Raw genomic sequence first — 24,083 nt, 5'->3', positions numbered from 1 at the left:
GAGCTTACTACCGCGTGCCGGCCGATCGCGGCGGCCCCGCGCGCCGCGAGGGCGTACCCGGCCGGCAGGGGGCGAGGGTTTTCCCGCCCCTCCACCCATAATCACGCGCATGACCGCCACACCGCCCTCCACCGCCTCGCTCGAAGCCATCGCCGCCGAATCCATCGCGCCGGCCACCCATCCCGCGGCGACCTCCGCCGCGAAGCGCGACCGGCCGCACCTGGTGATCGTCGGCTGCGGCTTCGGCGGGCTGGAAGCGGCCCGCGCATTGGCGAACGACGCGGTCGACATCACGCTGGTCGACCGCAACAACCACCACCTGTTCCAGCCCCTGCTCTACCAGGTGGCGACCGCCGGGCTGGCCGCGCCGGCCATCGCCGCGCCGATCCGCCACCTTTTCCGCAAGCAGAAGAACGCGACCGTGCTGCTGGGCGAGGTGAACGCGATCGACCCCGCCGCCCGCACCCTGGGCCTGTCGGACGGCGGAACGCTGCACTACGACCACCTCATCGTCGCGGCCGGTGCCACCCACAGCTACTTCGGCAACGACGCCTGGTCGGTGCATGCGCCGGGCCTGAAGACGCTCGACGACGCCTTCGCGATCCGACGCCGGGTGCTGCTGGCCTTCGAGGCGGCCGAGAAGGAGCCCGACCCGGCGCGCCGCGCGGCATGGCTCACCTTCGTCGTCGTCGGCGGCGGCCCCACCGGAGTGGAGATGGCCGGTACCCTGGCCGAGATCGCCCGCAAGACCCTGCCCGGCGAGTTCCGCAACTTCGACCCGGCCAGCGCCCAGGTGCTGCTGGTCGAAGGCGGACCGCGGGTGCTGGCCGCCTTTCCCGAGCACCTGGGCGAGAAGGCCCGCACACAGCTCGAGCGTCTGGGCGTCGATGTGCGCACCGGCGCCCGGGTGACGCGGATCGATGCGCACGGATTGGAGGTCGGATCGGCCGCTGGCCCTGACAGTGCGCCGGCCTCCAGCTACAGAATCGATAGCAGATGCATGATCTGGGCCGCCGGCGTGGCGGCCTCGCCGCTCGGCAAGCTGCTGGCCGGCTCCACCGGCGCGACGGTGGACCGCGCCGGCCGCGTCGCGGTCGAGCCCGACCTGTCGCTCGCCGGGCATCCGGAGATCTCGGTGATCGGCGACCTGGCCGCGGCCTTCAGCCATGCGCCGGGCCAGGCACCGCGCCCGGTGCCCGGCGTGTCGCCCGGGGCCAAGCAGATGGGCCGCACCGCCGCCGCCAACCTGCGCCGCCGGCTGGCCGGCCGGGCGACAGTGCCCTTCCGCTACCGCGACTACGGCAACCTGGCCACCATCGGCCGGCATGCCGCGGTGGTCGACCTGGCCACGCCCCTCGGGCCGATGCGCTTCTCGGGCTTCCTGGCGTGGCTGTTCTGGCTATTCGCGCACATCTGGTTCCTGATCGGCTTCCGCAACCGGATCGAGGTGCTGTTCGACTGGGCTTCGGCCTACTGGAGCTTCGAGCGGCCGGCGCGGGTGCTGACCGGCGTGCGCCATTCGCGCGCCGACGGCGACGAATAGACGTCCGGGCGGGGGGGGAACGCTCGACCGCCGGGCCTCTTTCAGGCTTTCGCGTGTACGTCGAAAGGCATGACACGCTCTAACGCTTCGGCGCCAGCTCGTCCACGAAGCGCTGTGCCGCCGCCGGCAATGCGTCGAAGCGCACCGCGTACAGGTCGAGCGCGCGCACGGCCCAGGCGTCGGTCAGGCGCAGCGCGATGAGCCGCCGGCCGACGCCCATCGCCTTGAAGGCGCCCTCGGGCATCACTCCCAAGCCCAGGCCGCACTCGACCATCCGGCACATCGCGCTCAGACTGTCCACCTCGATCCGGCGGCCGGGCGTGCGTTGCGCGGCGCGGGCCTCGCGGTCGAGCGTCTGCTGCACCGTGCTGCTGTCGCGCAGGCCGATCTGCGGCTCGTCCAGCGCATCCGCATAGGCCACCGCACGCCGGCCGGCAAGCGTATGGCCGCGCGGCACCACCAGCACCAGCCGCTCGGTGCGATACCGGCGCGATTCGAGTCCGGCCACGCCGTCGCTTTGGCCGCAGATGCCCAGCTCTACCTCACCCTCGCGCACCGCCTGCGCCACAGCGCGGCTGGCGCCCTGGCGCACGTCGATCCGGATGTCGGCATGGCGGCGCATGAAGGCGGCGATGTCGGCGGGCAGGTACTGCTCCATCGCCGAGGCGCTTGCACAGAGCCGCACCTGTCCGCACACGCCGGCCGCCACGTCGCCCAGATCGACCCGCAGCCGCTCCACCTCGCCCAGCAGCGTGTGCACACGGGCCAGCACCAGTTCGCCGACCGGAGTGGGCCGTATGCCGCGGGCGTGGCGCAGCAGCAGCGGCGCGCCGGCCAGCGCCTCCAGCTCGGCGATGCGCTTGCTGATCGCCGAAGCCGCCAGCTGGCCCCGCTCGCCGGCGCGGGCGATGCTGCCGCTCTCGCATACGAGTGCGAAGAGGTCGAGGGTCGCCAGGTCGAGCTGGCGCAGGAACGTACGAGGAGATGGAAACGGGGCCATGAGTGCGCGCATCGTAGCCGTCGGCGCCGGCGAGACATCGCAGTCGGGAACGGCTCCTGCCGATTTGCGCACTTCTCGCAGGAGCGCGGGCTGCCTAGCATCCGACTCTTCCTAGCCCGACCCTGGACCCGCGCATGCTCGTTTCCCCCGCCGATGCCGCCCGCGTGGCCCGCGCCCTGGTCGCCCTGGGCGCCGTGCGCGTGGCCGATGCCACGCCGTTCATCTACACGTCGGGCTGGGCCAGCCCGGTGTATGTCGATGCGCGGCTGCTGATGTCGAGCGTCGCCCTGCGCACCGAGGTGATGGACATCGCGACCCACGCCATCGCGCCGCACGTTGCCGCGTCGGGCATCAACGCGGTCGTGGGCGCCGAAAGCGCCGGCATCGCCTTCGCGGCGTGGCTGGCGGAGCGGCTGCGGTTGCCGCTGCTGTACTTGCGCAAGCGCCCCATCGGCTGGGGCATCACCGCGCAACTCGAAGGCCGCATGCCGGCCGAGGCGCGGGTGCTGCTGGTGGACGACGTGACCACCGACGGCCGCTCCAAAGGCGGCGCCGCCGCGGCATTGCGGCAAGCCGGCACCGTGGTGGACGATGCGCTGGTCTTGCTCGACTACGCGCTCTACCCGACGCCGGCTGCGGCAGCCGACACCGCCGCACTACGGCTGCACGCCTTGGCGACGTGGCCGCAGCTGCATGCCGCGCTGCAGGAGGACGGCCGGCTGACCGGCGCGCAGGCGGCCATGCTGGCCGACTTCAGCGCGGCGCCGGTCCGGTGGTCGGTGGCGCACGGAGGGATCGGGGCATGAGCGCGCCGACGCCCGCACAGGCCACGTCGCTCTCCACGTCCGACGCGGATGCATCCGCCGTCCTCCAGGCCGTACGCCCGGAAGCCTTGCCAGCGCCAGCACTGCTCGATCTGGCGCCGCAGCGCGACTGGGCCGACGCCCTGTTGCGGGAAGTGGCCGACGCCACCCACGACGGCACCGGCATCACCCGCGAAAGCTACGGCGGCGGCGAGGAGCGTGCGCTGTGCATCCTGGAGCGCAATGCGGCGTCGCTCGGCTTCGTCTGCTCCCGCGACCGTGCGCAGAACCTGTGGATGCGGCTGGCTGAAGACACGCGGACCGATCCCGCGGTGGTGATCGGCTCGCATGCCGATTCGGTGCCGCGCGGCGGCAACTACGATGGCCTGGCGGGCATCGTGGCCGGCATGCTGGTGCTGGTCGCCCTGCGCGGGCGCCACACCGATGCGCCGCCGGTGCAGGTGCTGGCCCTGCGCGGAGAAGAGAGCGCCTGGTACGGCATGGCCTACATCGGCTCGCTGTCCATGCTGGGCCGCCTGCCGGTCGATGCGCTGGCCCTGCACCACCGCAACGGCCACGGCACGCTGGGCGAGGCGATGGCGCGATGCGGCGCCGACGTGGCGGCGATACGGCGCGGCGAGCCGCTGCTGGACGGCCGCGCCGTAGCGGCCTACCTGGAACTCCACATAGAGCAGGGGCCGGTGATGGTGGCGCGCGGCTGGCCGGCGACGGTCGTCACCGGCATCCGCGGCAACCTGCGCCACAACAGCATCCGCTGCCTGGGCGAGACCGGCCATTCCGGCGCGGTGCCGCGCTGGCTGCGCAAGGACGCGCTGTTGGCGGTGGCCGAGCTGCTGTCGCGGATGGACGAGCACTGGCGGGTGCTGCTGCAGATGGGCATGGACCTGGTGATGACCACCGGCATCTGCAGCACGCCGGCCGCGTCGCAGGCGGTATCGGTCATCCCGGGCGAAGTGCAGTTCAGCTTCGAGGCGCGCAGCCAGGACAGCGGCACGCTCGACCGCTTCTACGCCCTGATGCGCGACGAGTGCACCGCCATCGCCGCGGCACGGGGCGTGACCTTCGAGTTCGATGCCCGGCTGGTCACCGCACCCGCCACGATGGATGCCGGCTGGATCGACCGACTGGCGGCCTCCGCCGACGCGCAGGGCGGCCCGCCGCTGGAGCGGATGCCCAGCGGCGCGGGGCACGATGCGGCCGTGTTCGCCAACGCCGGCATTCCGTCGGCGATGGTCTTCGTGCGCAACGCCCATGGCTCCCACAATCCGCGCGAGACGATGGACCTGGACGATTTCATGCGGGCGGCAAGCGTGCTGGCCGGCGCGCTGCCGATAGGCTCGGTCGTTTGAGGTGCCGGCCGTCGCGGATGGCAGCGGCATCCACCACTGTGCCAGCGGCGCACCACATCGCAGCATGAAATCCCGATCGAATGCACAAAGCTTGCATACAAGCAGGCATGCGAAATGCTTGCATACAGGCATGGCCGCCTCTTCCGCCGACATCAGCACCCGCATCATCGAAGCCGTGATGGCGCGGAAGCTCGCGCCCGGCACCCGCCTCGGCGAGCAGCAGTTGGCGATCCTGTTCAACTGCAGCCGCACCATCGTGCGCGAAGCCCTCACCCGGCTCGCGACCCGCGGCATCGTGACCGTCGTCGCGCGGCGCGGTTGGTTCGTGGTCGAGTCTTCTGAAGACGAGGCCCGCGAGGCCTTCGCGGCGCGCCGGGTGATAGAGCTCGGCCTGATCCGCCAGATGCCGCCCCCGGGCAAACCGGCCTTGAAGCAGCTGCAGCTGCACCTGCAGCGCGAGAAAGCCGCTTTGCGCGGCAGCGACGTCGGCGCCCGCAGTTTCCTGCTCGGCGACTTCCACGTCTGCCTGGCCGAATGCCTGGGCAACCATCTGCTGGCCGACACGCTGCGCGACTTCACCGCCCGCACCTCCCTGATCGCGATGCGCTACCAATCGTCGCAGGACGCCGCGCGGTCGTGCGAGGACCATGTGCGCATCGTCGCCGCGCTGGAAGCCGGCGACACCGCACTGGCCGAGCGCCTCATGTCCGATCACATCGCCACGGTGCAGAACGCCCTGCGGTCGCGGCCGACGGCCGAGGTCGATACGCTGCGCCAGCTGGGCGACGCGCTCGCGCCGATGGCCTGCTGCGCCCGCGGCACACACCGATCCTCCGCGGTGCCCACTGCGTCCGGCCCGTCCGCATCCCTCGACTCTTCCACCTACCTAGGAGCCTCGCTATGACCCGCGTTTCCCGTCGCCTCGCCTTGGGCCTGGTCGCCCTCGCCTCGCTGGCCGCCACCGGCGCGCACGCACAGGAGGCCCTCGACACCATCATGAAGTCGAAGTCGATCAAGATCGCGGTCCCGACCGACTATCCGCCCTACGGCTTCGTCGGCACCGACCTGCAGCCGCAGGGCCTCGACGTGGACATGGCCAGGCTGATCGCCGCCAAGCTGGGCGCCAAGGTCGAGCTGGTGCCGGTCACCAGCGCCAACCGGGTGCCCTACCTGCAGACCCGCAAGGCCGACCTGGTGATCTCGACGCTGGGCAAGAACGCCGAGCGCGAGAAGGTGATCGATTTCACCTCCGCCTATTCACCGTTCTTCCAGGCCGTCTTCGCGCCGAAGAACCTGCAGATCAAGAGCTTCGCCGACCTGGCCGGCAAGTCGGTCGCGGTGACGCGCGGCGCGATGGAGGACCAGGAGCTGGCCAAGGTGATCCCCACCACCGGCGTGGACGTCAAGCGCTTCGAGGACAACAACGCCACCATCGCCGCCTTCGTCGCGGGCCAGACCCAGGTGGTCGCGACCAGCGCGTCGGTCGCCGGCAACATGATGGCCAAGAACCCGCAGGTCAACGCCGAATACAAGCTGCTGCTCAAGGACAGCCCCAACTTCATCGGTGTGGCCAAGGGCGAAGACAAGCTGCGCCTGAAGGTCAACGAGATCATCGCCGAGGCCAAGGCCAGCGGCGACATCGACAAGATGGCCAACAAGTGGCTCGGCCGCCCCGCCGGCGACCTTCCGCAGTAAGCTGCCCGAAGGCTGGTCTTCTCACCCACAGGACGGACGGCCCATGCGCATCCAGCTCGACTTTCCCGCGGTATTGGCCGAATGGCCGCTGCTGCTGCACGGCGCCTACTGGACGGTGGGACTGACGGCGATCGCCACGGTGGTCGGCATGGCCCTGGGCATCGCCTTCGCCTGGGCGCGGGCCCACGGCCAGGCCTGGCTGCGCTGGGGGGTGGGGACCTACGTGGAGCTGATCCGCAACACGCCCTTCATCGTGCAGCTGTTTTTCGTCTTCTTCGGCTTGCCGGTCGCGGGGGTGAAGCTCTCGCCCGAGACCGCCTCAGTGATCGCCATGGTGGTGAACCTGTCGGCCTACGCCACCGAGATCATCCGGGCCGGCATCGAAGCCACCCCGCGCGGCCAGGTCGAGGCGGCGCAGAGCCTGGCGATGGGCCGGCTGCAGATCTTCACCCGGGTAGTGCTGCCGCCGGCGCTGGCCAAGGTCTGGCCGGCGATGACCAGCCAGATCGTGATCGTGATGCTGGGCTCGGCCGTGTGCGGCCAGATCTCGACGCCCGAGCTGAGCTATGCGGCCAACCTGATCCAGAGCCGCAACTTCCGCGCGTTCGAGGCCTTCATCGTCGCCACCGGCCTGTACCTGCTGCTGTCGATCGCGCTGCGGCGGCTGCTGCAGTGGGCCGGACCGCGTTTCATCTTCGGCCGCTAGAGCGTGTCATGGTCGAATTCACCCTCTGGGACATCCTGCGCAACCTGCTGCTGGCGGCGCGGTGGACGGTGGCCCTTTCGTTGATCGCCTTCGTCGGTGGCGGCATAGTCGGCATGGCGCTGCTGGTGCTGCGGCTGGGGCGCGGCAAGATCGCCGCACGCTTCGTCGGCGGCTACGTGCAGGTGTTCCAGGGCACGCCGCTGCTGATGCAGCTGTTCCTGGCGTACTTCGGCGTGGCGCTGCTCGGCATCGACACCTCGGCCTGGTTCTCGGCCGCGCTGGCGCTCACGCTCTACACCAGCGCTTTCCTCACCGAGATCTGGCGCGGCTGCGTGGCCGCCGTTCCCCGGGGCCAGTGGGAGGCGTCGGGCAGCCTGGCGCTGAGCTTCGCCGAGCAGCTGCGCCATGTGGTTCTGCCGCAGGCGACGCGCCTGGCGATCGCGCCGACCGTAGGCTTCCTGGTCCAGGTGGTCAAGGGCACCGCGCTGGCCTCGGTGATCGGCTTCATCGAGCTGACCAAGGCCGGCAGCATGATCTCCAACGCCACCTTCAAACCCTTCGTCGTCTACAGCTGCCTGGCGCTGATGTACTTCGCGCTGTGCTTCCCGATCAGCCTCGTTGCCAGGTCCCTCGAAAGGAAACTCCATGCAGACCGCCGTTGACGACGCAAGCCCCGGCATGCCTTCTTCAAACGACGGCGGCCGAACCGCCGGGCCGCCCCGGGGCGGCCGCGCCTTGCATTTGGGGGGTGGCGAATCGCACGGAGCGCAGCGCAGTGGAAAGCCGGGGGGCGCCGCTATCGTGCAGATCACCGGGCTGCGCAAGTCCTATGGCAGCAACGAGGTGCTCAAGGGCATCGACCTGAAAGTGGCGCGCGGCGAGGTGATCGCGATCATCGGCAAGAGCGGCTCGGGCAAGAGCACCCTGCTGCGCTGCATCAACGGACTGGAGGTATTCCAGGAAGGCGCGCTGACCGTCGACGGCAAGCAGCTGATCTATGAAAGCGCGATGGCGATGCGCGAGCTGCGCCAGCGCGTCGGCATGATCTTCCAGGGCTTCAACCTGTTTCCGCACCTCTCGGTGGGCCGCAACGTGATGCTGGCGCCCACGCTGGTCAGGAACAAATCCCAGGCCGACGCCGGCGCGCATGCGAAGAAGCTGTTGGAGCGCGTGGGCCTGGCCGAGAAGTTCGACGCGCGGCCCGAGCAACTCTCGGGCGGCCAGCAGCAGCGGGTGGCCATCGCCCGCGCGCTGGCGATGGAGCCGGCGGTGCTGCTCTGCGACGAGATCACCTCGGCGCTGGACCCGGAACTGGTCGGCGAGGTGCTGCGGGTGGTCGAGTCGCTGGCGCTGGAAGGCATGACGCTGCTGATGGTGACGCACGAGATGAATTTCGCCCGCAAGGTGGCCGACCGGGTGATCTTCATGCACCAGGGCCGGGTGCACGAATCGGGCACGCCGGCGGCGGTGTTCGGCAGCCCGCAGACGCCTGAGCTGAAGCAGTTCCTGTCGTCTCTGCACGACTGAGCCCGCGCGCCGCGGCGGGATAGCGGATTTCCGTCCGCACGGCGCCGCGCCGAAGCGTCAGAGCCGGAACACGCTGACGCTCTGCGACAGCTGCTCGGCCTGGTGGCGCATCGAAGAGGCGGCGGCCGCCGACTCTTCGACCAGCGCCGCGTTCTGCTGCGTCACCGCGTCCATGTCGGAAATCGCCTGGTTGATCTGGTCGATGCCTTGCGACTGCTCCTGGCTGGCCGACGCGATCTCCCCGACGATATCGGTCACCCGCTTGACGCTCTGCACTACCTCGGTCATGGTGGCACCGGCCTGGTCGACCAGCCGGGTGCTGTGGGCCACGTTGCCCACCGAATCGTCGATCAACGTCTTGATCTCCTTGGCCGCGGAGGCGGACCGCTGTGCGAGGCTCCGCACCTCCGACGCCACCACCGCGAAGCCCCTGCCCTGCTCGCCGGCACGGGCGGCCTCCACCGCGGCGTTCAACGCGAGGATGTTGGTCTGGAACGCGATGCCCTCGATCACGCCGATGATGTCGACGATCTTCTTCGACGAGCGGTTGACCGAGCCCATCGTGTCGACCACTTGCGCCACCACGTCGCCGCCGCGTGCGGCCACCGCCGAGGCGGAGGCCGCCAGCTGGCTGGCCTGGCGTGCGTTGTCGGCGTTGTGCTTGACGGTGCTGGTCAGCTTTTCCATCGACGCGGCCGTCTGCTCCAGCGCGCTGGCTTGCCGCTCGGTGCGGGCCGAGAGATCGTGGTTGCCCGAGGCGATCTGGCTCGATGCCGCCGCGATAGCCTCGGTGCCCAGTCGCACGTCGCCGACGATGGCGGCGATGCTGTCGCGCATGCTGCGCATCGAATGCACCAGACTGGTGGTGTCCTGCGGCCGGGTGACGATCGTCGTCGTCAGGTCGCCGCGGGCCATTTGGTCGGCCAGGCGCGCTGCGTGGTCGGGCTCGCCGCCGAGCTGCCGCAGCAGGCCGCGCGAAATCAGCAGGCCGATGGCCAGCAGCACCGCCGTCAGAAGCAGCGCACCGGCTCCGAACCGGACGACGCGGGCCATGATCGCCGCGTCCACCGTGTCGACATAGACACCCGAGCCGACAATCCAGCCCCACGGGGCGAAGCCCCGCACATAGGACACCTTCTGCACCGGCGCGTCGCTGCCCGGCTTGGGCCAGAGATAAGGCACGAAGCCGCCGTCCGAAGCCTTGGCGACCTGCACCATCTCCACGAACAGCCGCTTGCCGGTGGGATCCTTGTTCTCGGAAAGATTCTTGCCGTCGAGTTCCGGGCGCACCGGGTGCATCACCATCGTCGGGGTGAAGTCGTTGATCCAGAAGTATTCGTTGCCGCCGTAGCGCATCGACTTGATCGCGGCCATCGCCTGTTGCCGCGCGTCGGCCTCCGAGAGCTTGCCGCTCGTCGCCAGCCGGTGGAAATGCACGATCAGGCTGTGGGCCGATTCGACGTTCTGCCGGACGCTGGCTTGCCGCTCGTCCATGATCAAGCGGCGTTCCGACACCAGGAAGATGGCGGTCAGCAGCGCCACCCCGACCAGCGCGCTGGCGGTAAGAACTCCGAGACGCTTGGCGATGCTGAGGCTGTGCAGGCGGTTGGGCATACGGGCGCTTCCGGTTCAGAGGGCTTTGAAAACGAATGCAAGGCGGATCGTAAGCGTGTGTATCTGCAATTCCATTGCTCTTAAACCCTCGCATTTCCGCTTGCAGCAACATCGAAGTCAACTAAAACTATTTTGGTTCAGTTTTATGCACTTCCGGCGAAAGTTCGAAATCCGCAGCGCGTTCGATGCCGGAACCGCCGCATGCGGAAATTCCTCACACCGGAATGCTTGACACACTCTCCCCACGATGCCCTTGACCTCGAACCGCCGTGCCGCCCTGTCTACCGCCCTCGGATGTCTTGCGACCATGGCATGGTCGAGCCCTTCGCAGGCGGGCTACAACATCTGGACCGGGACCTATACCATCGGCCGCGACGAAGTGCAGGCCGGCATCGCCAAGCGTTTTCCGGTGGGCCTGCGGTACATGGAGATGTTCGAGGTGAAGCTGACATCACCGCGCGTGGCCCTGCTGCCGCAGACCAATCGCCTGTCGGTCACGGTCGATGCGACGGTGCGCAATCCGCTGTTCTTGCCGACGCCGGTGCCGGGTGTGCTGGAGATCAGCAGCGGCCTGAAATTCGATGCGCAAGCCCGTGCGGTGCGGCTGCACGAGCCGACGGCCGAGCGCCTCACCCTGCAGGGCCTGTCGGCCGCCGACAGCCGCAACCTCCAGGCGCTGGGCGCCACCGTGGCCCGCGAACTGCTGCGCGACTATCCGTTGCACACCTTTACCGAGGACGAGCTGCGGCTCGGCAACCGCAAAGTCGAGATCGGCGACATCACGGTCACCGATGCCGGGCTGGCGGTGGAGGTGCGCTGAGACGCGGGCGGGATGCGCGACGGCACCGGCGCCTGCCGTTCGAACCCTCGCCAGCGCTGAGCCGACCGCATCCGCAGGATGCCCGGCTAGCGGCCCGCGTGCTCGGGCAGGGGCGCGCCGCACTGCATGCAGAAGCGCGCCTGCGTCGCATGGCCCACCGCGCCGCAGGCCTCGCAGGCCGGCGCACCCGACGATACCATCACCCGCCGCGCCGTCATCTCGGCGGTGACGATGCCGGTCGGCACGGCCAGGGTGCCCCAGCCGAGCAGCATCATGACCGAGGAAATCAGCCGGCCCAGGTCGGTGCGCGGCGTGATGTCGCCGAACCCGACGGTGGTCATGGTGGTGATCGCCCAGTAGACCGAGGTCGGCACGCTGGTGAAACCGTGCTCGGGACCTTCGACCACGTACATCAGCGTGCCGACCACCAGCACGATCATCAAGACCGCCGAAAGGAACACCATGATCTTGCGGCGACTGGTCTGTAGCGCCTGGGCGAGCGCCTGGAACTCGACCACGTACGCCGCCAGCCGAAACACCCGGAAGATCCGCAGCAGCCGCAGGATCCGCACGTCGATCAGTGCGTGCAGCTCCGGAAACACCAGCGCCAAGTAGGTCGGCAGCAGGGCCAGCAGATCGACCACGCCGAAGAAGCTGCGAGCATACCGCCAGGGATGCCGCAGGCACAGCAGCCGGGCCGCGTATTCGAGCGTGAAGAGCACGGTGAAAACCCACTCCAGCCGGCTAAACAGCAGGTAGTGCCGGTCGTGGATGGCCTGCACGCTGTCGGCGATCACCACGCCCACGCTCAGCAAAATGAACAGGATCAGCAGTTTGTCGAAGTTGCGGCCGGCCGTGGTTTCCGACTCGAAGATGATGCGGTAGACGTCGAGTCGCCAGCCGCGCTCGGGCTTTCCGAAACGGATGGATTCGGGCGGGGAGATCGGGGGTGCGTCGGCCATCCGCGGATTCTAGAAGCGTGGCCGGCGCGTGCCTGCCGCACGCACCTTGCATTGCGCCGCGGCGCCGCACCGGCGTTCACTGCAGCGTCAGCAGCGGGCCGTGCGCCGCGGATACGTGGCGAAACACCGATACCGCCTGCACCAGCTGCTCTGCCTGCAGCCGCAGGCCGGATGCGGCCGCCGCGCTCTGCTCGACCAGCGCGGCGTTCTGCTGGGTCATCTCGTCCATCAGCGTGACCGAGCCGCCCACCTGCTGCATGCCCTGGTTCTGCTCGTTGGTGGCGTAGCTGATCTCGTTCATCAGCGCACTGACGCGCTTGACCGCACCGACGATCTCGGCCATGGTGCTGCCCGCGTCGCCGACCAGCGTGGTGCCGCGCGCGACCTGCTCGGCGCTGGCGTCGATCAGAGACTTGATCTCCTTGGCCGCCGCGGCGCTGCGGCCCGCGAGGCTGCGCACCTCGGCCGCCACCACCGCGAATCCGCGCCCCTGCTCGCCTGCCCGCGCCGACTCCACCGCCGCGTTGAGCGCCAGGATGTTGGTCTGGAACGCGATACCGTCGATCACGCCGATGATGTCGGCGATACGGCTGGAGCTGACCTGGATGCCTTTCATCGTCTCCACCACCTGCTCGACCACACCGCCGCCGCGGGTGGCCACTTCCGATGCCTGCAGCGCCAGCTGGTTCGCGTTCTGCGCATTGGCGGCGTTGTGTTGCACGGTGGAGCCCAGCTCTTCCATCGACGCGGCCGTCTGCTGCAGGGCCGAGGCCTGCTGCTCGGTGCGCCGGCTCAGGTCGTGGTTGCCGTCGTCGATCTCGCCGCTGGCCGAGGCGACCGCCACCGCGTTTTCGCGGACCGCACCGACGATGCCGCTCAGCTTCTCCTGCATGTTGCGCAGCGCCAGCAGCAGCTGGCCGGTCTCGTCCTTGGCGAGGATGTCGACTCGGTGCGACAGGTCGCCTTCGGCGATGTGGTCGGCCACCTCGACCGCCTGTTTCAGGGCCCGCGTGAGCCGCATCGTGATGGTGTAGGCGGTGGCAAGCGCCACCACCGCCGACAGCAGGCAGAACGTGAGCAGCATCGCGCGCTGCCGTTCGAAATGCGCGGTGGCTTCTTCGATGGAGGCTTGGGCACGCTGCGCGGTGAAGTCGGAGTACGCCTGCGTCGCCTGCACCAGCTGCAACAGCAAGGGGTTGCACTTCTGGATGATGGCGGCGATCGCCTCGTCACGCTTCTGCTCGCGTGCCAGCTGCACGATGTTCATGGCCACCGGGGTGTACTGGCGCTCGATCTGCTGGATGCGGGCGTAGAGATCGTTGGCGGTGGCATTCGGCTCGGGCGAAGACGCCAGCATCGCGCCGAGCTTCTGCAGGTTGGTGTCCACGTCCTTGTGGGCCTGCAACACGCTGGCGTATTCGGCATCCGCGTCCTGCGGGCTGCCGGCGATCACCAGGTTACGAGCGGCGATTGCCCGCCGGTCGACCGAGGAGCGGACATGCTCGGCCACCCGGGCGCGGGCGCTCAGTCCGTTGACGTACTGCCTGAACTGCGCATTGGCATTGGAGAGGGCCACGAGGCCCGAGGCGGCCACCGCGAGCAGCAGTGCGGTGAGCACGCCGAAATTGATTGCGAGCTTGGTCTTGACCGAAAGGTCCCTAAACGCCATAACGACTCCTAGATTTAGACACCAGGCAGGCACGGCCGGTGGCCGCGCGCGAGATGGGGTCTGAACACATCTTCGGCTTATTTTACCCGGCTTTAATTTAGCTGAAGTTCGGAGTTTCCAGGAGATGAAAAGAAGGGGTGAAACCTGCCAGAAGCCGTTTTGTGAAGGATAGAAGCCGAATCAGCTCAGTACGGCCGCCGGCTGCACCGCGCCCGAGGGGAGCCTGTCGATCCGCATCGACAGATCGAAGAATTCGGCCTTGCCGGCGTAATAGCGGTCCAGGCGCCACTCCTGCAGGATGTCCATCGCCAGGCCGAAGCGGGGATAGTCGAGCTTGTAGAGGCTGCCCAGCTCAAAGCTGCCGGCCGATTCCAGCGCCAGGACCAGCTCCAGCAGCGTCTTCGCGCCGTCGCTGTCGGGGTCGGATTCGATGAATCGGCGGGCTTGTTTGATGGCGTTCATGTCGGGCGGTAGGGAGAAAAACCGCACTCTACCGCCCCTATGCCCGGTTGTCGTGACATCCGTATGAAGCGGTGCCGCGCCAAGGTCACAGCCTCGGCGCGGTTTGCACCTGGGCGGCGTTTTCGGATTCCTGCAGGGCTCGCCACATGACCTTGCCGCTGCCGCTCCTGGGCAGCGCCGCGACGATCTCGACCATCCGGGGCGCCTTGTAGACCGCCATGTTCTCGCGGCACCAGGCGACGATGTCCTCGGCCGACGTGTCTGCATGGCTGTGGCGCAGCACGACGATCGCCTTCACGCTCTCGCCGCGGTACGCGTCGCGGGTGGCGATGACACAGGCCTCCTGGATCGCCGGGTGCCGGAACATCAGCGCCTCCACCTCGGCCGGCCACACCTTGAAGCCCGACGCGTTGATCATCCGCTTTAGCCGGTCGGTCATGAAGAAGTAGCCGTCTTCGTCGGTACGGCCCAGGTCGCCGGTGCGAAAGAAGCGCTGGCCGTCGCGCTCGATGAAGGCCGCCCGGGTGGCGTCCGGCCGCTTCCAGTAACCCGAGAACACCTGAGGCCCGCAGACCACGATTTCGCCCTGCTCGCCCTGTGCCACCGGTTCGAGCGTATCCGGGTCGAGGATCAGCGACGCGGTGCCGACGAAGGGTATGCCCAGGCACTGCTGCTTGGGCGCGTCGGGCGGGTTGGTGTGGGAGGGGGCGGCCGTTTCGGTGAGTCCGTAGCCTTCGGTGTAGCGCAGGCCGAATTCCTCCAGCAGCCGCTGCGCCACCGCCTGCGGCATCGCAGCCCCGCCGCCGCCGATGTAGACCAGGCTCGACAAATCGTAGCTGTGCATCTGCGGGCTGCCGAGCAGATCGATCAGCATCGTCGGAATGTTCGTCCAGTGGGTCACCCGATAGCGCGATATCAGCCGGCCGGCCAGGTCGCGGTCCCAGCGCGGCATCACCACCAGCGTGCCGCCGCCGTAGACCGCCGTGTGCAGCAGGCTCACCATGCCGGTGATGTGGAACATCGGGATCGCCGCGAGCGTTACGTTCTCCGACGTGCCGTTGCTCCAGGCGAGGCCGGCCACCGCGTTGTGCATGATGCCGGCGTGCCGGTGCATGCAGCCCTTGGGCAGGCCGGTGGTGCCGCTGGTGTAGGGCAGCAGTGCCAGGTCGTCGGGGCCGACGTCCAGCGACGGCGGCGCGTCCGGGCAGGACAGCGCGTCGGCCCATGGGTGCACCGTACCGCCGGCCAGGACCGGCGTGGCATGTCGCGTGCCCAGCCACTCGCGCCAGGCGGGCGGCGGCGCGTTCTCGCCCTCGGTGCCGGCGTCGAACGCGTCTGAAAAGTGCGTGACGACCATGTGTCGCAGCCCGCTGCCCGCCGGCAGCGCGTTGCTGGCGGCGGCCAGGTCCCCCGCCAGGTCGGCCGTCGTGATCGCCACGCGGGCATCCGGGTCGGTAATGTAGTGCTTGAGCTCTTCCGCGCGGTTCATCGGGTTGACCGGCACCACCACCGCATTGGCCCGCAGGATAGCGAAGTGCGCCACCACCAGTTGCGGGCAGTTCTGCATGTCGAGCGCCACCCGGTCGCCCTTGCGAACCCCGAGCTGGAAGAGATGGCCGGCCAGCCGTTCGGCCTGCGCCGAAAGTTCCGAATACGTGGTGGTTCGCCCGAAGAACACCACCGCAGCCTTTTGCGGATAACGGCGGGCCGATGTGGCCAGATTGTCCCAGAGCGATACCGCCGGCGGGATGATGCGATGGGGCAGGCGCCGGGGCCAGAACTTGTAATGCGGTTGCATGCGGTCTCCTTGCTGCAAGGGTAGCGCTGCAGTCGCCGCACACCCACCGGGCCAGCCCTATGCGGCCGCTGTTCACGTCGCCTTCGCGACCGGCACCGGTTGCTCGCCGGCGCGGATGTGGGACACGCCTGACGGCGTTTCAGGCCGCGATCCTGCCGGGGCCCGCCCGCGCGCGGCCGACCATTCGGCCAGACGTCCGGAACGTCACGGCCCCGACGGGTCGCCATAAACACAGTCACACCGTGACATTCGAGGAGTAATCACCATGTCTCTTTCGTTCATTCTGTTGATCGTCCTGATCCTGATCCTGGTGGGCGTCCTGCCGACGTGGGGACACAGCCGCTCGTGGGGCTACGGTCCGAGCGGCGGCATAGGCCTGGTGTTGGTGATCGTGATCGTGCTGCTGTTGATGGGGCGGATATGACCGCCGGCCGATCGTCCGGCCCAAGATGAAGAAGGGGTCCCGCGGGACCCCTTCTTCCTTGGCGCTTCCATTCATGCATGCGTCGACAGAAAAAGCGTGGGCCGGGCGGCGGCACCTTTGCCTGGCCATCGCCGCTGCGGCAGCTGGAGCGGACCCGTACGTACGCTCGACCCGACCACCGATGGCCACGAACCATTTTCTTGATGAAATTGGCCCGCAGCCGGCGCACGGCGCCGACTACCAGCTATCAATTAGATAGCATTGGTCGGGGTGGTCATCCGGGTGTCACTACACTCGGGGCCCGCGCTCTCGCACCACGCTTCTCATTCTCCCGATGGACTTTCTCTTGCTGGCGACCCTGGTCGCCATCGGCGCGTACGGCCTCAAGGCGCGCGACCAGGGCCGCCGAATCGTCCTGCTGGGCACCCACCTGCGACAGTACCGGATCGAAAAGCTGATGGAACACTTGACAGAGGGCTACCTGCGCGCCTTGGGCGAGGACGACCCCGAAGGCCGCCAGCAGATCTGGAACCTGCTGCATGCCACAGAGAGTTCGCTGGCCCACCAGTTCCAGACCTTCGCGACCGAGTTCGCGCGGTTGGACGAAGCCCAGACCCGCGTCAGCACCCTGCCCTTCGCCCTACCCTACGCGGCCAGGCTGCTGCCCGCCGCCAGCTTCGACGTGCGCAAGGCCTTCGCGATCCATGCGCGCGGCATCGACAACGCGGACCGCAACACCGGGCAGCGCTCGCCCCGCGACAGGGCCTTCACCCTGTCGGCCGAGCTGTTCCTGATGCAGCACACCTGCCACTGGTTCTGCCGATCGAAGGCCGTCGCATCGGCCCGGATGATGGCTCGCCACCAGACGACGCACCGGCAGCTGGTGGACGCGGTGGCGCCCGAGACCCGGTTGACCTACCTGGCCTTGATCGAAGGCGCCAGGCCGCGCTGACCGCGGGCGGCCCGCACCACCCCGGTGCCCGATCGCACGGGTCTGCGGATCGCCGTGCAGCAGCGGACCGCGACGCGGCTGCCTCGCCTCTCCCCGGCTTTCCCTATGAGGGTGGGACCCTCGCGGATACGTCACAGTACAAACACGCCTTGAGCCACCCCCGCGTCGGCGCGGCATCGACGCCGCATCAGCGCGCAAGTTGCGACGCGGCGCGGGCCAATGCGGTGATACGGTCCCAGTCCCCGGCCGCGACGGCATCGGCCGGCGTCAGCCAGGAGCCGCCCACGCAGGCGACATTGGGCAGGCCCAAAAACTCCGCGGCGTTGGCGATGCCGATGCCGCCGGTGGGGCAGAAGGCGACGTCGCCGAACGGACCGTGCCACGCCTTCAGCATCGCCGAGCCGCCGGCCTGCAGCGCGGGGAAGAACTTGAGTTCGGTCAGGCCGTCTTCCTGGGCCATCATGATTTCGCTGCCGGTCGCGACGCCGGGCAGCAGCGGCAGGCCCGCGTCCTCGCACGCCTGGCCGACGGCCCGGGTATAGCCGGGGCTGACCGCGAAACGCGCGCCTGCCCGGGCCACCGCAGCCGCCTCGGCCGCGGTGCGGACGGTGCCGGCACCGGCGACCGCCTCGGGCACCTCGCGGGCGATCGCCTCGATGCAAGCCAATCCCTGGGGCGTGCGCAGCGTCACCTCCAGCATGCGGATGCCGCCGGCCACCAGCGCGCGGGCCAGCGGCACCGCATGGGCCACATCGTGCAGCACGATCACCGGGATCACCGGCGCGTCGCGCATCACCTCGAGCGCGGTCAGCGCAGCGTTCTTCACAGCCATGTGCAAGCTCCTTCTTCGGCGGTCAGCGCGTTGCGGCGCATGCCGGCGAAAAGCTCTCGCCCCAGGCCCGCGCCGTTGTGTCGGATCAGGTCCTCGGGCATCTCGGCCAGCGGCCGGGCATCCCATTCGGCAGCCGGCACCAGCACCTCCAGCGTGCCGGCGTTCGCGTCGAGCCGCACCGGATCGCCGTCGCGCACCTTGGCCAGCGTGCCGCCGGCCAGCGCCTCGGGCGACACGTGGATCGCCGCCGGCACGTTGCCCGACGCGCCGCTCATGCGGCCGTCGGTCACCAGCGCCACCCGGAAGCCGCGGCCCTGCAGCACCGCCAGCGGCGGCGTCAGCTTGTGCAGCTCGGGCATGCCGTTGGCCTTGGGGCCCTGCCAGCGCACCACGCAGACCACGTCGCGCTCCAGCAGGCCGTCGTGGAACGCACGCTGCAGGCCGTCCTGCGAATCGAACACCGCCGCAGGCGCCTCGATCACATGGCGGTCGTCCGGCACCGCCGAGACCTTGATCACCGCGCGGCCCAGGTTGCCCTGCAGCAGCTTCAGGCCGCCGACCGGGCTGAAAGGCGACGTGGCCGGCCGGACCACCGTGTCGTCGCGCGACGGCCCGATGTCGGACCAGCGCAGTGCACCGCCCTCCACCGCCGGCTCGCGGGTGTATTCGCGCAGACCGTGGGGGCGCACGGTGAGCACGTCCTCGTGCATCAGGCCGGCGTCGAGCAGTTCGCGGATCACGTAGCCGGGGCCGCCCGCGGCCTGGAACTGGTTCACGTCGGCGCTGCCGTTGGGGTAGACGCGGGTCAACAGCGGCACCACGTCGGACAGCGCTGCGAAGTCGTCCCAGTCGATGGTGATGCCGGCCGAGCGGGCCACCGCCACCCAGTGAATCAGGTGGTTGGTCGAGCCGCCGGTGGCCAGCAGCGCAGCCATGGCGTTGACGATCGCGCGCTCGTCCACCACCCGGCCGACGGGCGCGAAGCGCCCGCCGTCGCGCCGGATGCCGAGCACCGTGCGCACCGCCTCGCGCGTCAGCAGTCCGCGCGCATCGTGGCCCGGGTTGATGAAGGCCGTGCCGGGCACGTGCAGGCCCATCGCCTCCAGCAGCATCTGGTTGCTGTTGGCGGTGCCGTAGAAGGTGCAGGTGCCGGGGCCGTGGTAGGCCTTCTGCTCGGCCTCCAGCAGTTCGGGCCGGCCGACAAGGCCCTGCGCGGCCTGCTCGCGCACCTTCGACTTGGCCTTGTTGGAGAGGCCGCTGGTCATCGGCCCGGCGGGCACGAAGACGGTCGGCAGATGGCCGAAATGCAGCGCGCCGATCAGCAGGCCGGGCACGATCTTGTCGCACACACCCAGCATCAGCGCCGCGTCGAACACGTCGTGCGACAGCGATACGGCGGTGGACAGGGCGATGGTGTCGCGGCTGAACAGGCTCAGCTCCATGCCGGGCGTGCCCTGCGTCACTCCGTCGCACATCGCCGGCACGCCGCCCGCCACCTGCGCGGTGGCGCCGCAGGAGCGGGCCTCGTCTTTCACGATGTCGGGGTAGTGCTGAAACGGCGCGTGGGCCGACAGCATGTCGTTGTACGCGGTGACGATGCCGATGTTGGGGCCCCGCTCGGCCACGACGCGCAGCTTGTCGTGGCCGGGCATGCCGGCGAAGGCGTGGGCGACGTTGGCGCAGCCCATGCGCTCGGCACCGGGCGCCCGGTGCGCCAGCGCGTCGAGTTGCGCCAGATAGTAGTCCCGGTGCGGCCGGCTGCGCGCGCGGATCCGGTCGGTGACGCGCTGGAGGGTCGAATGCAATGTCATGTGGGGATGCTCCGGAAGTCTCTTCCGCGCCGCGCTGTCCGCGTCGAAGGGGCTGCCGGCCATCCTAACGCGCGGATCGGAACCGAGGTAGGCGGAGGTAACGAACCGGTTACGAACGGGGAGGCCATCGCGTGGACAGAACGAACCCCTTATCATCGCCCCCCATGTCCCGCCCGCTCCTCGTCGTCTTCGCCTTGCTGCTGGTGCTGCGCGGCTGGGTGGGCGATGCGATGGCGATGCAGCCGCCGGCGGCGGGACATTGCCAGCCGGCGCATACGGCAGCGCAGAAGGTCGAAGGGCAGGTCGCGCACGACGGCATGGCGTGGCACGGCGGAATGCAAGATGCGGCCCCTGCCGCGACGCACGCCGGGTCTGCGGCCTGCGGCGATTGCCAAATGTGCCATACGGCCGCACTGCCGTCCGGCCCTGGCGGACCGGTGCCGGCCCCGCTGCCGCAAGCCTTGCCCCGCGCGACGCCCGTGGCGTATGCCAGCGCCGATCCGGTGCCCGGCTTCAAACCGCCGATTTTTCGGTCTCCCCGCCCGTAGTCCGTCTGCAGCGGACCGGTGCTTCGGCACCGGCTTGCGCAGACGTGTCCTCGTTTCGTCCGGAGACCGTTCCCATGTCTTTTTTCTTTTGCGGCGTCGTCCGCCGTCGCAGCGCCTTGCGCCGCATAGCGCCGCTGGCCGCGGCCGCTGTTTCCCTGTTCGCAGCCCAGGCCGTCACAGCATCGCCCGCTGCGGCGGTAGATGCCGGTATTGCCGCACCACCACCGGTGTACCGCCCGGCTTTCGATGGACCCCTGGGCTTGGAACGGGGCCGCACGCCCTGGCGCGACGCCAATGCCGCAGCGCTAGAGGAAGCCGGTGCCGGTCGTGCGCATGGCAGTCATACCGATCATGGCAACCAGGGCAGTCATGCCAATTCGGATGCCCACGCTACGCAGCCGACGATGGCCATACCGATGCCGGCCGCTCCCCCACCGAACAACCCGGCTCTACCGCCGGGCGGGCCTGCACACCACGGGCATGCCGCCCCCATGCCCCCGAGGCCGGCCGTACCGACACCTGCAGCGACGGCGCCCCAGCCTTCGGATGCGCCGACGGCCGATCCATACGACCACAGCCACCGCCATCCGGCAGGGAGCGCCCGATGAGCGTGCACTTTCATCGCACCACACCACTGGCGCTGGCCGCCCTCGCCCTCCTCGCGGGCTGCGCATCCGCCTCCCCCGATGGCCTGCGGGGCGATGTGCAGTCGCTCGCCGCGCCCCGCATCGGCACGGCGGACGCACCCTTGCCCGCACCGGGCGCCGACGTGTCGGCCACCGTCGCCGGCCTGCTGCGGCCGCAACCGCTGACGGCCGACGCCGCGGTGCGCATCGCGATGCTGCAGAGCCCCGCGCTGCAGTCCTCGCTCGCGACGCTGGGCATCGCCGATGCCGACCGGGTGCAGGCGGCGCTGCTGCCCAACCCGGTGTTCTCGATCGCGCGGCTGACCGAGGGCGGCGAGCGCGAGATCGAGCGCAGCCTGTCGATCGGACTGCTGGGCATCGTCACTCTGCCCTGGCGGGCCGAGCTGGGCCGGCAACAGGCCGAAGCGGCCACGCTGCAGGCGGCGCAGGAGGCGGTGCGCCTGGCGGCCGACGTGCGCCGCGCCTGGTTCCGCGCGGTCGCGGCCGAGCAGTCGGCCCAGGCGGCCGAGCGGATGCGGCAGGCCGCGTCCGCCGGTGCCGAGCTGGCCCGCCGCATGGCGCGCACCGGCAACTGGAGCACGCTGCAGCAGTCGAAGGAGCAGCTGGTGCTGGCCGAAAGCGCCGCCCACCTCGCCCGCAGCCGCCAGGCCGCGGAACGCGAGCGCGCCACCCTCGCCCGGCTGCTGGGCCTGCGGGGCGAGCAGACCGGGTTCGCCTTGCCCGACCACCTGCCCGCGCTGCCGGCGGCCAGTGCCGCGCCCGATGCGGCAGCGGTCGAATCGACCGCGCTGCGCGAGCGGCTCGACGTGCGGGCGGCCCTGGCCCGCAACCGCCAGTTCGCCCGCTCGCTGGGGCTGGTGCGGGCGACGCGCTACGTCAGCGACCTCGACATCGGCTATGTCCGCAACGCCACCTTCGACGAGGCGGGCGGCGGCCGCTCGGTGCAGCGCGGCTGGGAGCTGGACCTGCCGATACCGCTCTTCGACTGGGGCCAGGCGCGCAGCGCCCGCGCCCGCCACCTGTACCTGCTGAGCGCCGCGCAGGTGAGCGAGGTGGCGGTTCGGGCGCGCAGCGAGGCGCGCACCGCCTGGCTCGGCTGGCGCACCGCGCACGACCTGGCGCTGCACTACCGCCAGGAGGTGGTGCCGCTGCGCAGCCACATCGCCGACGAGACGCTGCTGCGCTACAACGGCATGCTGGCCAGCGTCTGGGAGCTGCTGGCCGAGGCGCGCGCCAGCCTGGCCGCGGTCGATGCCGCCACCGCCGCCGAGCGAGATTTCTGGATCGCCGATACCGACCTGCGGCAGGCGCTGACCGGCGGCTCCGCCGCGACCACCAACGCGCCCCTGCCAGCAGGCTTTCCCGCCGCCACCGCGCCCTTCGGCGCTCTTCCCCTCACCAGCCCGGGCCACTGACATGAACCGCCGCAATTTCTTCGCCGGCACGGCCGGTGCCGTCGCCGCCTCCACCGTCGCCCGCTCGGCCCTGGCCGCGCTGCCCGAGGCGCACCACCAGCACGGCAGCGGCACCGCACCGCCGCTGTTGCCGGGCGACGGGCCGCGCTACAACCCGGTCGTCACTCTCAACGGCTGGACGCTGCCCTGGCGGATGAACGCCGGCGTCAAGGAGTTCCACCTGGTCGCCGAGCCGGTGGTGCGCGAGATGGCGCCGGGCATGGAGGCCCACCTCTGGGGCTACAACGGCCAGAGCCCGGGCCCGACGATCGAGGTGGTCGAGGGCGACCGGCTGCGCATCTTCGTGACCAACCGCCTGCCCGAGGCCACCACGGTGCACTGGCACGGCCAGCGCCTGCCCAACGGCATGGACGGCGTGGGCGGCCTGACCCAGCCGCACATCCCGCCCGGCAAGACCTTCGTCTACGAGTTCACCGCGCAGCGTCCCGGCACCAACATGTACCACCCCCATTCCGACGAGATGGTGCAGATGGCGATGGGCATGATGGGCTTCTGGGTGACGCATCCGCGGGCGGCGCGGCATCCGCAGATCGCGACGGTGCAGCGCGACTTCTGCTTCCTGATGCAGAGCTTCGACATCGACCCCGGCAGCCGCACGCCGCGCGTGGCGACGATGACCGATTTCAACCTCTGGGCCTGGAACAGCCGGGTGTTCCCCGGCATAGCCCCGCTACCGGTGCGGCGCGGCGACCGGGTGCGGATCCGCGTCGGCAACCTCACGATGACAAACCATCCGCTGCACCTGCACGGCCACGAGTTCAGCGTCACCGGCACCGACGGCGGGCCGGTGCCGCCCTCGGCCCGCTGGCCCGAGGTGTCGGCCGACATCGCGGTGGGCCAGATGCGCCAGATCGAGTTCGTGGCCGACGCCGAGGGCGACTGGGCACTGCACTGCCACAAGGCGCACCACACGATGAACGCGATGGGCCACGCGGTGCCGACGATGGTCGGCGTGCCGCAGGAAGACCTGGCGCAGAAGATCCGCGGCATCGTGCCGCCCTATATGGCGATGGGTTCGCGCGGCATGGGCGACATGGGCGCGATGCGGATGCCGCTGCCCGAGAACACGCTGCCGATGATGTCGGGCGACGGCCCCTTCGGCCCGATCGAGATGGGCGGCATGTTCAGCGTGCTGAAGGTGCGGCGCGACCAGCCGGCCGGCGACTACCGCGACCCGGGGCCGTTCGCACACCCGCCGGGCACGGTGGCGCACGAGTGGACCGGCGCGCCGCCGCCGCAGGCGCCGACCGCTCCCGGTGCCGGCGCACCGGCCGCGCCCGCCGTGCCGCAGGGCCATCACCCTGGCGGGATGGACCACGGGGCCATGGGCCACGGCACCGGCGGCACGGCGCGGTAACTGCGGCCGTGCAGGCAGGTTTCAGGGGTCTTTCAGGCCTGCAGCCGGCTCGGAACGCCGGCCTCCAG

22 protein-coding genes are annotated in these 24,083 nt (G+C 69.8%); 14 read left to right on the top strand and 8 right to left on the bottom strand.

Going from position 1 to position 24,083, the window contains the following annotated elements:
• Positions 1–109: 109 nt before the first annotated feature.
• Entirely contained in the window at positions 110–1,543 is a 1,434-nt protein-coding gene (locus DFQ15_RS01010; RefSeq protein ID WP_110464170.1) for an NAD(P)/FAD-dependent oxidoreductase, read from the top strand.
• A 79-nt stretch (positions 1,544–1,622) separates the two neighbouring features.
• On the opposite strand, the gene DFQ15_RS01005 is transcribed toward DFQ15_RS01010, so the two are convergent.
• Positions 1,623–2,555: a LysR family transcriptional regulator gene (locus tag DFQ15_RS01005; RefSeq protein WP_233504207.1), complete on the bottom strand. Its 933-nt coding sequence runs from the start codon at positions 2,553–2,555 to the stop codon at positions 1,623–1,625.
• Between the two features lie 122 nt (positions 2,556–2,677).
• On the opposite strand from DFQ15_RS01005, the gene DFQ15_RS01000 reads away from it, so the two are divergent.
• The 7 genes from DFQ15_RS01000 to DFQ15_RS00970 all read left to right on the top strand — a co-directional run bounded on the left by DFQ15_RS01000 (position 2,678) and on the right by DFQ15_RS00970 (position 8,644).
• Positions 2,678–3,349 (top strand): orotate phosphoribosyltransferase, encoded by a 672-nt coding sequence (locus tag DFQ15_RS01000; RefSeq protein WP_110464169.1) that lies wholly within the window; start codon positions 2,678–2,680, stop codon positions 3,347–3,349.
• Positions 3,346–4,716: a hydantoinase/carbamoylase family amidase gene (locus DFQ15_RS00995; protein ID WP_110464168.1), complete on the top strand. Its 1,371-nt coding sequence runs from the start codon at positions 3,346–3,348 to the stop codon at positions 4,714–4,716. The genes DFQ15_RS01000 and DFQ15_RS00995 overlap by 4 nt, the downstream gene beginning before the upstream one ends.
• A 130-nt stretch (positions 4,717–4,846) precedes the next feature.
• Positions 4,847–5,620, top strand: a complete 774-nt coding sequence (locus tag DFQ15_RS00990) for a GntR family transcriptional regulator (protein ID WP_110464167.1) — start codon at positions 4,847–4,849, stop codon at positions 5,618–5,620.
• On the top strand, positions 5,617–6,411 hold the full coding sequence (locus DFQ15_RS00985; protein WP_110464166.1) for a transporter substrate-binding domain-containing protein: 795 nt from the start codon (positions 5,617–5,619) through the stop codon (positions 6,409–6,411). The genes DFQ15_RS00990 and DFQ15_RS00985 overlap by 4 nt, the downstream gene beginning before the upstream one ends.
• A 43-nt stretch (positions 6,412–6,454) precedes the next feature.
• Positions 6,455–7,117 carry an amino acid ABC transporter permease gene (locus tag DFQ15_RS00980; RefSeq protein WP_110464165.1) on the top strand — a complete coding sequence of 221 codons (663 nt, stop codon included), beginning with the start codon at positions 6,455–6,457 and terminating at the stop codon, positions 7,115–7,117.
• 8 nt (positions 7,118–7,125) lie between these two features.
• A complete protein-coding gene (locus tag DFQ15_RS00975) occupies positions 7,126–7,779 on the top strand; it encodes an amino acid ABC transporter permease (RefSeq protein WP_110464164.1) in 654 nt (217 codons plus the stop codon).
• Positions 7,763–8,644 carry an amino acid ABC transporter ATP-binding protein gene (locus DFQ15_RS00970; RefSeq protein ID WP_310593095.1) on the top strand — a complete coding sequence of 294 codons (882 nt, stop codon included), beginning with the start codon at positions 7,763–7,765 and terminating at the stop codon, positions 8,642–8,644. The genes DFQ15_RS00975 and DFQ15_RS00970 overlap by 17 nt, the downstream gene beginning before the upstream one ends.
• 57 nt (positions 8,645–8,701) lie before the next feature.
• Here DFQ15_RS00970 and DFQ15_RS00965 read toward each other — a convergent pair whose 3' ends face one another.
• Entirely contained in the window at positions 8,702–10,258 is a 1,557-nt protein-coding gene (locus DFQ15_RS00965; protein WP_110464163.1) for a methyl-accepting chemotaxis protein, read from the bottom strand.
• Positions 10,259–10,565: 307 nt separating this feature from the next.
• Between DFQ15_RS00965 and DFQ15_RS00960 the strand changes: the two genes are divergently transcribed.
• A complete protein-coding gene (locus DFQ15_RS00960) occupies positions 10,566–11,078 on the top strand; it encodes a DUF1439 domain-containing protein (protein ID WP_158528988.1) in 513 nt (170 codons plus the stop codon).
• Between the two features lie 86 nt (positions 11,079–11,164).
• On the opposite strand, the gene DFQ15_RS00955 is transcribed toward DFQ15_RS00960, so the two are convergent.
• From DFQ15_RS00955 to DFQ15_RS00940, 4 genes are all read right to left on the bottom strand, one after another.
• Positions 11,165–12,040: an ion transporter gene (locus DFQ15_RS00955; RefSeq protein WP_110464161.1), complete on the bottom strand. Its 876-nt coding sequence runs from the start codon at positions 12,038–12,040 to the stop codon at positions 11,165–11,167.
• A gap of 76 nt (positions 12,041–12,116) precedes the next feature.
• Entirely contained in the window at positions 12,117–13,709 is a 1,593-nt protein-coding gene (locus tag DFQ15_RS00950; RefSeq protein ID WP_110464160.1) for a methyl-accepting chemotaxis protein, read from the bottom strand.
• Between the two features lie 180 nt (positions 13,710–13,889).
• Complete coding sequence (locus DFQ15_RS00945) at positions 13,890–14,171, bottom strand: hypothetical protein (protein WP_110464159.1); 282 nt, start codon at positions 14,169–14,171, stop codon at positions 13,890–13,892.
• An 85-nt stretch (positions 14,172–14,256) separates the two neighbouring features.
• On the bottom strand, positions 14,257–15,969 hold the full coding sequence (locus DFQ15_RS00940) for a long-chain fatty acid--CoA ligase (RefSeq protein WP_110464158.1): 1,713 nt from the start codon (positions 15,967–15,969) through the stop codon (positions 14,257–14,259).
• A 265-nt stretch (positions 15,970–16,234) separates the two neighbouring features.
• Here DFQ15_RS00940 and DFQ15_RS00935 point away from each other — a divergent pair, with 265 nt between their 5' ends.
• Both DFQ15_RS00935 and DFQ15_RS00930 read left to right on the top strand, forming a co-directional pair.
• Positions 16,235–16,393 carry a DUF3309 family protein gene (locus DFQ15_RS00935; protein WP_082448320.1) on the top strand — a complete coding sequence of 53 codons (159 nt, stop codon included), beginning with the start codon at positions 16,235–16,237 and terminating at the stop codon, positions 16,391–16,393.
• A 334-nt stretch (positions 16,394–16,727) separates the two neighbouring features.
• Positions 16,728–17,345 (top strand): hypothetical protein, encoded by a 618-nt coding sequence (locus DFQ15_RS00930; RefSeq protein ID WP_110464157.1) that lies wholly within the window; start codon positions 16,728–16,730, stop codon positions 17,343–17,345.
• Positions 17,346–17,532: 187 nt separating this feature from the next.
• Here the strand turns inward: DFQ15_RS00930 and eda are convergent, their stop codons facing one another.
• Positions 17,533–18,177: a bifunctional 4-hydroxy-2-oxoglutarate aldolase/2-dehydro-3-deoxy-phosphogluconate aldolase gene (gene eda, locus DFQ15_RS00925; protein WP_110464156.1), complete on the bottom strand. Its 645-nt coding sequence runs from the start codon at positions 18,175–18,177 to the stop codon at positions 17,533–17,535.
• A complete protein-coding gene (gene edd / locus DFQ15_RS00920) occupies positions 18,168–19,988 on the bottom strand; it encodes a phosphogluconate dehydratase (protein WP_110464155.1) in 1,821 nt (606 codons plus the stop codon). Before edd ends, eda begins: the two co-directional genes overlap by 10 nt.
• Positions 19,989–20,152: 164 nt before the next feature.
• On the opposite strand from edd, the gene DFQ15_RS00915 reads away from it, so the two are divergent.
• The 3 genes from DFQ15_RS00915 (at position 20,153) to DFQ15_RS00905 (ending at position 24,015) form a co-directional block, all read left to right on the top strand.
• Positions 20,153–20,536, top strand: a complete 384-nt coding sequence (locus DFQ15_RS00915) for a hypothetical protein (RefSeq protein WP_110464154.1) — start codon at positions 20,153–20,155, stop codon at positions 20,534–20,536.
• A 604-nt stretch (positions 20,537–21,140) separates the two neighbouring features.
• Complete coding sequence (locus DFQ15_RS00910; protein ID WP_110464153.1) at positions 21,141–22,598, top strand: TolC family protein; 1,458 nt, start codon at positions 21,141–21,143, stop codon at positions 22,596–22,598.
• Between the two features lies 1 nt (position 22,599).
• Positions 22,600–24,015, top strand: a complete 1,416-nt coding sequence (locus DFQ15_RS00905) for a multicopper oxidase family protein (protein ID WP_110464152.1) — start codon at positions 22,600–22,602, stop codon at positions 24,013–24,015.
• The last annotated feature ends 68 nt before the right edge of the window (positions 24,016–24,083 follow it).

The organism is Xylophilus ampelinus, from assembly GCF_003217575.1.
Taxonomy (GTDB): domain Bacteria; phylum Pseudomonadota; class Gammaproteobacteria; order Burkholderiales; family Burkholderiaceae_C; genus Xylophilus; species Xylophilus ampelinus.
The sequence above is the reverse complement of the archived record's forward strand: the minus strand, read 5'-3'. Positions and strand labels throughout refer to the sequence as shown.